This is a genomic window from Carnobacterium divergens (assembly GCF_900258435.1).
Taxonomy (GTDB): domain Bacteria; phylum Bacillota; class Bacilli; order Lactobacillales; family Carnobacteriaceae; genus Carnobacterium; species Carnobacterium divergens_A.
On the sequence record NZ_LT992558.1, the window covers coordinates 699,447 to 712,658 of the forward strand.

General features: G+C 35.2%; 11 protein-coding genes. 4 read left to right on the forward strand and 7 right to left on the reverse strand.

Going from position 1 to position 13,212, the window contains the following annotated elements:
• Genes CDIMF43_RS03755 through CDIMF43_RS03765 form a run of 3 tightly spaced genes read left to right on the forward strand, consistent with a single transcriptional unit; the run spans window position 1 to window position 2,905 of the window.
• On the forward strand, window positions 1–1,098 hold the full coding sequence (locus tag CDIMF43_RS03755; RefSeq protein WP_109841223.1) for a DgaE family pyridoxal phosphate-dependent ammonia lyase: 1,098 nt from the start codon (window positions 1–3) through the stop codon (window positions 1,096–1,098).
• Window positions 1,099–1,128: 30 nt separating this feature from the next.
• Window positions 1,129–1,869, forward strand: a complete 741-nt coding sequence (gene dagF / locus CDIMF43_RS03760; protein ID WP_109841224.1) for a 2-dehydro-3-deoxy-phosphogluconate aldolase — start codon at window positions 1,129–1,131, stop codon at window positions 1,867–1,869.
• Window positions 1,870–1,894: 25 nt separating this feature from the next.
• Window positions 1,895–2,905 carry a sugar kinase gene (locus CDIMF43_RS03765; RefSeq protein WP_109841225.1) on the forward strand — a complete coding sequence of 337 codons (1,011 nt, stop codon included), beginning with the start codon at window positions 1,895–1,897 and terminating at the stop codon, window positions 2,903–2,905.
• Window positions 2,906–4,086: 1,181 nt separating this feature from the next.
• Here CDIMF43_RS03765 and CDIMF43_RS03780 read toward each other — a convergent pair.
• From CDIMF43_RS03780 to CDIMF43_RS03790, 3 genes are read right to left on the reverse strand one after another with little or no spacing between them, the layout of a single operon-like run.
• Window positions 4,087–5,436: a hypothetical protein gene (locus CDIMF43_RS03780; protein WP_109841227.1), complete on the reverse strand. Its 1,350-nt coding sequence runs from the start codon at window positions 5,434–5,436 to the stop codon at window positions 4,087–4,089.
• Entirely contained in the window at window positions 5,393–6,184 is a 792-nt protein-coding gene (locus CDIMF43_RS03785; RefSeq protein WP_233218288.1) for an ATP-binding cassette domain-containing protein, read from the reverse strand. The genes CDIMF43_RS03780 and CDIMF43_RS03785 overlap by 44 nt, the downstream gene beginning before the upstream one ends.
• Window positions 6,159–6,374 carry a hypothetical protein gene (locus CDIMF43_RS03790; RefSeq protein ID WP_109841228.1) on the reverse strand — a complete coding sequence of 72 codons (216 nt, stop codon included), beginning with the start codon at window positions 6,372–6,374 and terminating at the stop codon, window positions 6,159–6,161. Before CDIMF43_RS03790 ends, CDIMF43_RS03785 begins: the two co-directional genes overlap by 26 nt.
• 115 nt (window positions 6,375–6,489) lie before the next feature.
• On the opposite strand from CDIMF43_RS03790, the gene CDIMF43_RS03795 reads away from it, so the two are divergent.
• Window positions 6,490–6,942, forward strand: a complete 453-nt coding sequence (locus CDIMF43_RS03795; protein ID WP_109841229.1) for a TlpA family protein disulfide reductase — start codon at window positions 6,490–6,492, stop codon at window positions 6,940–6,942.
• 82 nt (window positions 6,943–7,024) lie between these two features.
• Here CDIMF43_RS03795 and CDIMF43_RS03800 read toward each other — a convergent pair whose 3' ends face one another.
• From CDIMF43_RS03800 to CDIMF43_RS03815, 4 genes are all read right to left on the reverse strand, one after another.
• Complete coding sequence (locus CDIMF43_RS03800) at window positions 7,025–8,269, reverse strand: glutamate-5-semialdehyde dehydrogenase (protein ID WP_109841230.1); 1,245 nt, start codon at window positions 8,267–8,269, stop codon at window positions 7,025–7,027.
• Entirely contained in the window at window positions 8,270–9,094 is an 825-nt protein-coding gene (gene proB / locus CDIMF43_RS03805) for a glutamate 5-kinase (protein WP_074402278.1), read from the reverse strand. It abuts the gene before it with no gap.
• Window positions 9,095–9,116: 22 nt separating this feature from the next.
• Window positions 9,117–10,337, reverse strand: a complete 1,221-nt coding sequence (locus tag CDIMF43_RS03810) for a GNAT family N-acetyltransferase (protein ID WP_109841231.1) — start codon at window positions 10,335–10,337, stop codon at window positions 9,117–9,119.
• A 160-nt stretch (window positions 10,338–10,497) separates the two neighbouring features.
• Window positions 10,498–13,131, reverse strand: a complete 2,634-nt coding sequence (locus CDIMF43_RS03815) for a cation-translocating P-type ATPase (RefSeq protein WP_109841232.1) — start codon at window positions 13,129–13,131, stop codon at window positions 10,498–10,500.
• Between the last annotated feature and the right edge of the window lie 81 nt (window positions 13,132–13,212).

The window sequence follows — 13,212 nt, forward strand, 5'->3', positions numbered from 1 at the left end:
ATGAATAGTTACGAAAAATACAATCTAAAAGAGGTTATTAATGCAAGTGGAAAAATGACCATCTTAGGAGTTTCGAAGGTTAGTGATGAAGTTCTTGCAGCGCAACAATTTGGAGGACAGCATTTTTTTGAGATGGCGGACTTAACGATTCAAACGGGAAAACACATTGCGAATTTGCTAGGCGCAGAAGATGGAATCGTTGTTTCTTCAGCTTCAGCAGGAATTGCCCAATCGGTAGCTGGAGTAATTGGAGAAGGAAATTCGTATCATGTGTACCATCCGTTTAGAAATCAGATTACTAAACGTGAGATTATTCTACCGAAAGGTCATAACGTTGACTATGGAACACCTGTAGAAGTGATGGTTGAATTAGGCGGCGGGCAAGTCGTTGAAGCGGGCTACGCAAATATGTGCTCAGCTGAACACTTAGAAATGATGATTACGCCAAATACTGCGGCGATTCTCTATATTAAGAGCCATCATACTGTGCAAAAAAGTATGGTGACGGTTGACGAGGCGGCAGCTGTAGCCAAACGGCATAAACTGCCACTGATTGTGGATGCAGCAGCAGAAGAGGATTTAGTGAAATACCGTGAAGCAGGCGCTGATTTAGTCATTTATAGTGGTGCTAAAGCCTTAGGTGGCCCAAGTTCTGGACTAGTGATTGGAAAAGCGAGCTTTATTGAGTGGGTTCGTCTGCAAGGAAAAGGCATTGGTCGTGCCATGAAAATTGGAAAAGAAAATATTCTCGGCCTAACCACAGCAATTGAAGAATATGTACGAGATGGTAGCGAGTCAGGAACATCTATGAGAGCTCGTTTAGAACCTTTTATTAAAGCGTTGAATCAACTGCCTCATCTTCAGGCCAGCGTGGAACAAGACGGAGCAGGACGTGAGATTTACCGAGCGAAGGTTCAAATTAAAGATTCTGCTTCACTGAGTGCAATAGAAGTGATTAAAAAGTTAAAAGAGGGACAGATTGCGATTTATACAAGAGAATACCGCGGGAATAATGGCATTATTGAATTTGATATTCGTGCTGTAAACGAGAAAGAAATGCAACAAATCGTGACTCGTTTGGCAGAAATTTTAAAATAAATGACTTAAAATGAAAGAAGGAACCCCATTATGAAAAAAACACCCAATTATTTAGAAGACCGTATTTGTTTAAATGTCTTAGCCAACTCTGTTGAAAACGCCATGGACTGTTATAAAGCAGCGGATGGGCATATCGTGCTAGGAGTTTTATCAAAAAATTATGACAGTGATGAGGCAGCAATTGCCGATATGGAACGCTACCAAGCTGCAACTAACAATGCCTTATCAGTTGGTTTAGGGGCAGGAGATCCGAATCAAAGCCAAATGGTGAGTCGCATCTCAGGAACCTTACAACCGCAACATGTAAATCAAGTATTCACAGGCGTTGGAACAAGTCGCGCTTTATTAAATCAATCAGAAACAATTGTCAACGGACTGATTTCACCCACTGGAAAAGTAGGTTTAGTGAATATTGCGACAGGGCCACTAAGTAGTCAAATGCCTGCTGGAGAAGTGACAATTGAAACGGCAATTGCATTGTTAAAAGATATGGGAGGCAGTTCCATCAAATTTTTCCCAATGAAAGGCTTGCAACATATTGAAGAATACAAAGCTGTAGCCAAAGCATGCGCTGAACATGACTTTTATTTAGAGCCAACAGGTGGGATTGATCTTGAAAACTTTGAAGAAATTGTTCAAATCGCTATTGATGCAGGCGTAAAAAAAGTTATTCCTCATGTCTACAGTTCAATTATTGATGCTACAACAGGTGATACACGCCCCGAAGATGTGAAGACGTTACTAGAAATGATGAAAAAAACACTCGCGTAATCCATTTTAGAAAAAGGAGCTACCTATGAAAATTTTAGCATTTGGCGAAGTAATGATGCGTTTGACGCCACCTCAGTATAAATTGATTCAACAAACAGATAATGTAGATCTAAGCTTTACCGGAACAGGAGTCAATATTTTGAGTAGTTTAGCTCATTTTGGGTACGAGACATCAATGTTAACCATCTTACCAGACAATCAAGTAGGAAGAGCAGCAGCAGGTGCCATTCGAAGCCTAGGTATCAAAGATGAATTCGTTCGTTATCAAGGCGATCATATGGGGCTTTACTTTTTAGAGATGGGCTTTGGCAATCGGCCTTCGGAAGTGACGTATTTAAATCGTTTAGCTAGCTCCTTTGGTGAAAGTACCCTTATCGATTATGATTTAGCAACAGCGGTCGCTAACAGTGAGGTGATCCATATTTGCGGTATTGCGTTAATGTTGTCAGAAGGGACTAGACAAGCAGCTTTTAAATTGGCTGAATTGGCACATCAGGCGGGTAAAAAAGTTTGTTTTGATTTCAATTACCGGCCAAGTTTAAATAAACACAATAGTCACGAATGGGTAAAACAACAATTTGAGGCAATTCTACCCTATTGTGACATTGTGATTGGGGGTATAAGAGATTTAACAGAGTTGATGGATTTTAAAATTCCAACAGAACTGGAAGGTTCCATTGAACAGTTAGCCTATGTTAGCCAAATGTTTGTCAAACAGTATCAATTAACGTACTTTGCAGGAACCATTCGTCAAAAAGAAACTACTCCATCCATTCGAGGTTTTGTAACAAGCAACCAAGCATTCGCCCTGAGCCAGCCAATGGAATTACAGATTTATGACCGTATCGGAACTGGGGATGCCTATGCTGCAGGGATTATTACAGGAATGATTGAGAAATGGGACAATCAAAAAATGGTTCAATTTGCAATCAATAATGCTGTTCTAGCTCATACGACCTTCGGGGATAGCCCTTTAATGAGAAGAGAGCAGGTAGAAGCGTTTAGTCAAGGCAACCAGGGTGATGTGATTCGTTAATAGAAAATTTTAAACGAAAAAAGCAATGTCTTCCGGATAAGGAAAGAGTTGCTTTTTTTTTTAAGTATAAAAATGAAGATAAAAGATATAAATGGCAAGTTATTAACAAAAATTAAAAAAAATTGTGGATAATAAATCAGGTTACCCACAGAAAAATGTGGATAAGTAAGAATACCTGTTATTAAAACTGTTAAATCAATTTTTAAAATCAATTTAGTTGTACACATTTGTAAGAGTTGTGCACAACGTCTGTGTATAAAACGACTTTATTTCCAAAGTTATCCACAACTGTGTGAATAACTTTCCAAAAGTGTAAAAATATGAGGAAAATAGAGTATTTAAGATTAAGGAAATAAATTTTAAAAGGAAGTAATTAATCTAAATGAATTAACTGTTACATTAGTCGATTTTGATGCGGTCAAATTAGAAAAACAGATGGATTAATGATTAAGCTCTATGCAGATTTTTAAAATAAAAAGTGACACACGAAACATGCGGCACTTTTTATTTTATCAGATAAATAAAGAGATTAACGTAGAAAATTTTCAAAACTACTTGAATTTTTCTTTTTTTTTCAAAATTTGAATAATTGAAAGAACTATTATCTCCCCATCTGCAGTAATTGGAAGTAGATTAAAAATATTTACTAAACAGGAGAGTTTTAATATTAAAGTGTAATAATTTAATGGAATCATCAAACCTACTATCGATAATACAATTGCGGGTATACTAGCTATCATTAAGTTATCAATAGGTCTATTTCTGTTCGTATATGAAATTTTAAATGCTATCGGATTAATTTTCACTAATTGTGGATCATACTGTAGAAAAATAGCCACAAAAAAATGTAAACTTTCATGAACTAAAAGAACTGAATAAAATGAAGATAGACAAATCAATAGTAGAAAGATAATCACCCTTCATCACCTTTGTTAATCTTCCATTGTTTTAAGCTATATCCGATTAGTAGAACGAAAATTGTAAAAGTGATATAAACGATTAATGTTTGTATTGTTAATCCAAATGTAGTAGAAATTGAATCATCAGATATTTTATTATTAATCGTAATTCCAAATAGTGTGGTTACATAGCTAGAGCTATTTCGACTCAAATGAAATAATTTCCATAATGTGTTAATGACGAGCAGAGCGAAAAAAGTAATGCTTCCAATGCCCAAATATTTAGAGAATACTTTCATAGCGCACCTTCTTTATAATTGTATAGTGAATTGTTAAAATAAAAATCATGACGACATACCCAAAATAAATACTACTCACTAGAATAGTAACTAAAACACAGACTATTACTAGTATAATAAGTGAACTAGATTCATTAAGGCTACCCTTGGATTTTGGAAATAAGTATCCAAGAACAATGGCTGTAGCTGATAATGAAATGGATATTACTAATTGTTCCCAGTTTTTATGAGATAATAAAACGAGTGTAATTAAAGGGCCGGATAAAAATACAATATTTTTCATTTGTTCAAACCATTCATCTACTACGGTTATTCTTAAAAGGCTGTACTGTATTCTAAAGTCAGCAGTAGTATCCGCATAATTTAATAGAAGTACACCTGAAAAAGACAGGAATGATGGTAAAACCGAGAATGTTGTTCGATATCCATTTTGGAAAAATACTATTCCGATGGTTATCAAAGCAAAAATTATTATTGTAAGATTTGCTTTATATCTTAAAATAGGCCCTGTAAAAAAAGGAAGTTTAATAAACTTTAAAGAATTATTTATTCTATCTGATGACGGCACCTTTATTAATAAGAATAGCATTATCAATAATACAAACGTGTTTAAAATCGCGGCAATTAAAATTAAGTTGGAAACAGTCAATTTTATACCTGCTAACATCATTTCAAAAGGGTATCTTAAATTAAAAAAGTAAATGACTGAACCAATAAGAAAAAAGCAATCAAGTAAAAAATCAGATGCTTTTTGAATTCTATTTGGTAGGATATCTGTCACTATTTTAAGAAATTCAATTATAATAATTGTATTTAAAAAGAAAATATGTTGAGATAAGAAAAAAATAACATATTCTAACGGTTGTGTTGTAACTAACTGGATAGCGGGTGTTGCAATCAGCATAACTAGCTCATAGATTAGAAACATAATAGAGAATTTAAAAAACAAATAGGCTATTTTCACATCATTTTTTTTGAAGGGAAGCGACTTCACAAAGAATAAGGAAGTTTTGTCTAAATCGAGTGTACTATTGATAAAAATTGAGATAATAACAGCAAGAGTGAGTGAATTACTAAAAAAACTAAAAAAAGTTATTTTTTGACCTTGAAGTAGCAAATCTTGCTCAATACTGTTACTATCAGGAATGATTCGTACTAACTCTTTCATGTTATAGAGAAAATAAGCTAAATATGCTGATAGTAAACCAAAAATAATAATTAGCCGAATACTTTTTTGTTTTAATAGGGGTCTGTTTAATAAGCCATTAAGAGAATTATTCAGGAATAATTCAATTAGTAAAGTTATATTTTTGAATGAATTTGACTTTTTCATTAATACCCTCCACGCTTAATACAGTCTTTTCTAAATCGTTAGAAGTTCCTGTAAAAGGTTTCATCTTACCATTAGACAGTAATAAAATATTCTCGGAATACTTGTCGATAATTAATTTGCTATGAGAAACTAAAACAATTCCAGTTTTTAAAGAGAGCTTATTGAATAATTCTAGAGAGATTAGTGTTGTTTCAAAATCAAGCCCATTAAATACTTCATCTCCAAGAATATATTCAGTGTTAGCTAAAGCAGCTGCAATTATTTGGATTTTCTTTTTCATACCTAGAGAGTAAGATTCAATAAGTTTGTTTCTATCTTGCTCCAAATCAAAGAGCTTTAAAAATTTACTGATACCAGCAATATTTGATTTAGGATAGCGGGATAATACAAAATTTAAATATTCATATCCAGTCATAAAACTGGGTAAGTAAAAATCAGATGGAATATAAAAAATTTGTTCTTTGAATTTTTCTGATTCATTTGAAAATCCGTTTATTTCGATATGTCCACTGGTTATCTTTTTTAATCCTGTAATACATTCTAACAGAGTTGTTTTTCCACTACCGTTTACTCCTACAATAATACTCACCTTTTTTTGAGGTAGTATTATTGTTATATCATCGAGGATAAGGTCTTTAAATTTTTTTGATAAATTTTGAATTTCTATCATAATAATAATATGTGAAGCCCCTTTTCGGAGAAGAGGCCTCACTACAACGATTTTATTTCTTGCAATTAAATGTGACATGCACAAAATCTGGAACTCCCAATTTAATTCCACCGGCAAAAGATCCACCTTGCCAAGTGCAATATATTGCGTATCCAATTGTACCAATCACGGCAATAAGTATAACAACCGCCCAGACCCATTTTACAACTATAGTATTAGAATATTTTGTTTCTAAAGCGCTTAAATAATTATTAGCAAGTAATAACATGTTGTTTCCTCCTTTCTTGTATCAATTTAAATGATTATTATATATAATATATATCATAATGTATTATACAATATATATTTGTTGAATGAAAGCTTTTTTTTAGAGGGGGAGAAATATGAAAAAAAAATATTTTAGAATTTTTTTTACAGTTTTATCTTTGTTTGTATTCGTTTCGATAAGTTTTCCAGTATACAATAAAATTTCCAAAAAGGTATCATTTAATAAATATGATGATACTGTAAAGAATTTCCATTTAGTCTCAGATAAAAGGTTAGAGAACTACAATAATCTTTATGATGGAGATTATTTACTATATTTCGGTAGAAGAACATGTAGCTTCTGCCGAGAGTTTGTTCCTGAATTAGAATTAGAAGGTAAAAAACGAGGCATTCCAATATACTATGTTAATACTGAAGATGCTGAAACTAATAGTAGCATATCCAAACTACGCAATACGTTAAATATACAATATGTTCCATCTGTAGTATTTATTTCTACTGATAGGGTAATTATTTTTAAAGAAGATTTACAAAGTTTTGAAGCATTTTTAAATCAAATGAAGAAGTGAAGTTAGTTACTTATTTTAAATTCAAGAATAGGAAAAAAACAGACAACCACTAAGCAAAATGCTTTTGGATGTCTGTTTAATCTTATCGAATTTGACCTTCTCCAAAGATAATGTATTTTGAAGATGTTAGTTCATTTAAACCCATTGGGCCTCGAGCATGAAGTTTTTGTGTGCTAATTCCGATTTCAGCACCAAAACCAAATTCAAAACCATCCGTAAAACGAGTAGAAGCATTAATGTAAACAGCCGCCGAATCAACCTCACGGTGGAATTGTTGACCATTAAAATAATTACTTGTCACAATCGATTCAGAATGTTTTGTGCTGTATTGATTGATATGTTGGATGGCTTCGTCAATAGAATCCACAACTTTGACAGCTAAAATAAAGTCAAGAAATTCAGTTTCCCAATCCTCTTCAGTTGCTTCAACAGCCGTTTTGAAAATAGCCAAAGCTGAAGAATCTGCTCGTAATTCTACTTGATAAGGAGCTAAGGCTTCTTCAATGACAGGGAGAAAGGTATATGCTACATTTCTATGAATCAATAAGGTTTCAGCAGAATTACAGACAGATGGACGAGAACATTTAGCATTTACGATAATATCCGTCGCCATTTTTAAATCGGCAGATTCATCAATGTAGACATGGCAATTTCCAGTTCCTGTTTCAATAACAGGAACCGTAGCATGCTCTAAAACGGTTTGAATTAATGTGGCTCCGCCACGAGGAATCAGTACATCTAAATAACGATTTAACTGCATCAATTGGCGTGCAGTTTCTCTTGAAGTATCGGTAATTAATTGAATCGCATCTTTTGGAAAGCCAGCTTGTTCTAACGCTGTTTGTAAAATAAGTACAATTGCACGGTTAGAATGGATTGCTTCTTTTCCACCACGCAAAATGACTGCATTTCCAGATTTAAAACAAAGAGCTGCAGCATCAGCCGTTACATTTGGACGAGATTCATAAATAATGCCAATCACACCCAAAGGAACCTGTTGTTTGCCAATGGTTAAATTAGCGTCATTTTTCCACATTTCACTGACATGGCCAATTGGATCCGGTAATTCCGCGACATCTAAAAGTCCTTGTGCCATTGCTTGAATACGGTTTTTATCAAGTTTTAAGCGGTCCAACATGACTTCAGTAACGCCATTATTTTTTGCAGCATTTAAGTCTTGTTCGTTGGCTTTTATAATCGTAGCATCATGAGCAATTAAAGCAGCGCTCATTTGTTTTAAAGCATTATTTTTTAATAGCGTATCTGCTTGGGCCAAAAAAGTGGCAGATTTTTTGGCTGCTTTACCCATCGTTATTAAATCACTCATTTAGTCCACCTCTTTCAAAGCTCTGAAATGCGTTCCAATTTGTTCCCCATTCATAATATCAAAAATAATCGTTGGATCTGCACCATTTGCTAAAATCATTTGTCCATTTTGTTCTAAAACATGGTGGGCGGCTTTCAATTTTGTTGCCATCCCACCTGTTCCAAATTCCGACCCATTTCCACCTGCTAATGTTACCAATTCAGGTGTAATCGCATGGATGTCAGAAAATAATGTGGCAGCAGGATTAGTTGTGGGATTGTCATTGTAAAAACCATCAATATCAGACAGCATAATCAGTAAATCTGCAGTGACCAGTTCGCTCACAATCGCAGAAAGTCGGTCATTATCGCCAAATTTTGTTAAATGATCTAGTTCTTCTACCGCTACAGTGTCGTTCTCATTAACAACAGGAATGATTCCTTGTTTTAATAACTGCTGGAAGGTATTAATCACATTGTTTCGACTTTTAGGATAGTCAATAATATCTCTTGTTAATAGCAATTGGCCAACAATTTGTCCATAATTTCCAAAGAACTGGCTATATAAATTCATTAATTCGCTTTGGCCAACGGCAGCAATAGCTTGTTGTTCAGGAATGGTCGCTGGGCGTTTAGTTATATTCAAACGATGGCATCCTACGCCAATAGCACCAGACGAAACCAAGATGACTTCTTTGCCTTGATTTTTTAAATCCGTCAGCACGAAAGCTAATTTTTCAATACGTTGTAAATTCAGTTTGCCATTTGGGTACATCAAGGTGCTTGTGCCAACTTTGATTACGATTCGTTTCATTTTATTTAATGAAGAACGAGTTGCTGCTTTCATAAGTCATCCTCCAATTTTCTAGTTAAAAGTAGTCTGAGAAGTAAGGCTCACCTTGTGGAATAAGTTGTTCTAAACTACGTAATGTTTTTTTATCTGTACTTAATCGTTCTAATTTTGCTAAATAAGAAGGTCTGCGATACCCCATCAACATGGTTGTCAAGGTTTGAATATCAATGTGAACTGGATTGCCAATGGCTTTATCTGTAACAGCTAAGGTGCCGTCTGGAGAAAATTGAAGTCCAAAAACCCCGGTATTCCACTCTAACATCGGATCTTCTACAACAAAATGGAAGTCTTCAACAGTCACAGTTTCAAAAGGATATTCTTTCAAAAATTCAGCAACGTCAACAATTCGCGCCATAAAATAAGGCTGGATCGTTTCAATAATTTCGCTATCCTCCAGAATAAACGCAATCGGCTCATTTTTATAGATATTGCCGCATACTTCGTCAACCATTGAAAAATGAGCCGTAACAAAATTCCATAAACCTTTTCTTGCTTCTTGATTTAGATAAATCATTTCTTTCATATGGAAGACATCTTCTGCTATCCAATAAAAAAGATAGCCAGTCGGTTCTTGTTTTTCATTATAATAAACAGCCGCAATATGCTCTTCTTCATTTTCCCAACGCCAATATTCATCCCAAGCCAATTCATCACGAATCATTGCGCCATGATTGACTCTTGAAAAGGTATCATAGACAGCGATTACGTCAGGATGGTTGATATCTAAGCGTTCGACAAAACCGTTCACTGGGACAGCTTTTGGTAGCTGTGTGTCTTTGATTGTAAATGTCATTTTATCTGACATAATTTCCCAGCCTTTTCGGCGATAATAAGGAATGGAGTAGGGGAACAAGTAAGAAATCCATTGGCCTTTTTCACGCATGCGTTTTAAGCTTTCTTTCATTAAATGATGCATCAGACCTAAATTTGCATACTCTGGATAAGTTCCAACTCCTGTTAGACCACCCATTTTTACGATTTTCCCTCGAATGTTTACTTCGCAAGGATAGACAGCTAATTGCGAAATCAGTTTTTCATCATCAAACCAACCTAACACATCGGCTTGACGCAATACCGGTCGTTTAGCCCGTTCTAATTCATCTTCTTCATAGCCCACTTCTTGAAGATCTTGATTGGTCACCTGAAAAACATAGCGTAACAACTCATTAAATTGTGACAGGTGTTCCATTTCTACAGGTTTCATTTCAAATTGTTTGCCATGATCATCTTGTATCATAAGTATCCCTCGCTCTAATTTTTATTTCAATAAATAGAAATAAATGAATAGTTCTATTTTATCAGTTTCTAACAGGAAAGACTATCTTTTAAGGAAAACTTATCTAAAAAACACTCTTATACATAAGTTCTGCATAAGAGTGTTGAAATCATTTTTTATTTTAGAAACTTTTCCCCATTTTTCTAAGCACAGCTTTTTGAATCTCAATTACGACTAATGGCACGATGGATAAACCAACGGCTAGGAACCAGTGAGCGGCACTTAGCGACACAAGTGAGAAGATACTTGCGAAGGCTGGTACCAATGCTACTAATAGAATTAGTGAAATCGAAAGCATTGCAGACCAGAATAAAATAGGATTGGACATAAAGCCAATTTTGAAAATCGATTCTTTACTACGTGCATTGAAAATGTGGATAACAGAAGACCAGCCAAGAATGATAAAGGCCATTGTTTGCCCAACTTGGTGATTTGCTGTAATCGTTTGGTTGATATCTACAAAGGAACCAACATAAAACCCAATCAACGTAATAATCGTAAAGATAATCGATTGTACACCAATTTTTTGAGCTAAGCCACCACTAAAGATACTAGCGCCTTTTTTAGTAGGGGTTTGTTCCATAATATCGGCATCAGCTTTTTCTCTACTTAAAGAGAAACCAGGAATTCCATCAGCTACAACATTGATTAATAATAGTTGAATCGAGATCACTGGAACACCCCAACCCATACTAACCGCAATTAGCATAACGAAAATCTCTGAAATATTACAACTTAATAGGAAGTAAACAGCTTTTCGAATGTTTTCATACACACGACGACCTTCTTCAACTGCATGAACAATCGTTGCGAAGTTATCATCCGTTAAAACCATATCCGCCGCACTTTTCGCTACTTCGGTTCCAGCAATTCCCATCGCAGTTCCAACATCAGCTGCTTTTAAAGCAGGAGCATCATTGACACCGTCTCCAGTCATGGCAACAACTTCGCCGTTTGCTTGCCAGGCTTTAACGATTCGAATTTTGTCTTCTGGTGAAACACGGGCATACACTGCATAATCGCGAACCGAATTTTTTAACTCTTCATCAGATAGTTGCGCTAATGTTGCTCCCGTAATTGATTTATCACCGTCTTCTAAAATACCAATCTCTTTAGCAATAGCTTTAGCAGTGACAATGTGGTCTCCGGTAATCATGACTGTCTTAATGCCGGCAGCTTTAGCGGCACGAACGGCTTCTTTACTTTCTTTACGTGGAGGATCAATCATCCCAACGATTCCGGCAAAAGTTAAATTTGTTTCAAGTTCTGCTTGAGTTAAATCAGAAGGAAGCTCTTCGTAATATTTGTATCCCACAGCGATAACTCTAAGAGCTTTTTCAGCAAAAGAATCATGAATTTGTTGCGCTTTTAATTTTAACTCGTTAGAAAAATCAGCAGGGATTCGATCGAATGCACCTTTTGTAATTGAAATATAGCCATTTTCCCATTCGTGAAGGGTAGTCATTAACTTACGCTCGGAGTCAAAAGGAATTTCGTGTATTCTAGGATGACGTTTCTCAAGTTCATCTTTTTGTTGACCACGATCTTGTAGCAAGCGAATAATCGCAGATTCAGTAGGGTCCCCACTTAAAACTTCTTCGCCATCTCGTTCCTCAATCGTAGCATTTGTTGCTAAACTAATCATTTCTAATAAATTATTTTCTTCTTCTTGATAATCAGCATCCGCTTTGATAGGTTCGTGATTTACTGCCCAAAGCTCTTTAATAGTCATTTTATTTTGTGTTAACGTCCCTGTTTTATCTGAACAAATAACAGAAGCGCTCCCTAACGTTTCAACAGAAGGAATGTTTCGAATAATCGCATTTCGTTTAACCATATTTTGAACACCGTAGGCAAGAGTAATCGTCACAATAACCGGTAACGTTTCAGGAACGGCAGCAACTGCTAAGGATACAGCAGTCATCAACATCTCGGCAAGGGCTTCGCCATGTAAGTAACCAATTACGAAAATAAAAACTCCGGCAAGTAAGGCAATCACACTTAGCGTTTTTCCTAAATTATGAAGACGATGCTGTAAAGGTGTTTTAGCTTTTTTAGTTGTGCTCAATAACTCAGCAATTTTTCCCATTTCAGTATCCATGCCCGTTGCAACTACCACAGCAGTTCCACGACCATTTGTAATTAAACAACCTGAGAAAACCATATTGAAGTGATCCCCCAAAGCAGCGTCGGCTGCAACAAGAGCTTTTTCATCTTTATCAACAGGTAAACTTTCACCAGTCAAGGCAGATTCTTCCACGCTTAAACCAGAAGACGTCAATAATCTAGCATCGGCTGGAATCGACTCACCCGCTTCTAAAATTAAAATGTCACCAGGAACAAGCTCCCAAGCTTCAACTTTTTCAATTTGACCGTTTCTTAAAACAGTTGCTTGTGGGGAATTTAAGCTCTTAAGAGAATCTAAGGCTTTTTCTGCATTATTCTCTTGTTTGATACTTAAAATTACATTCAAAACCACAATTGCAATAATAACGATTGGTTCAGCAAAATCTTCTGGATGTAATGTTAAGGTCAAATAAAAGGAGATTGCCGCGGCAATAAGTAAAATAATGGTGGTAATTTCTTTTAGTTGATCCAGTACTTTTATGAAAAGAGAGTCTTTTTTTTCTTCTTTAAATTGATTTGGCCCCGTTTCATTTCGAATCGCTTCTACTTGTTCTAGGGTCAAGCCCTTTTTTTCGTTGACGTTTAATTTTTTTAAGACAGACTGTATTGAATCAGTTCTTAAATCCATAAATCATCCTCCTTTGAGTCTATTTTATTAAAAATACAAGCAAGTAGTCGCTTGCTTTATAATCTAACTTTAACAAAAAAA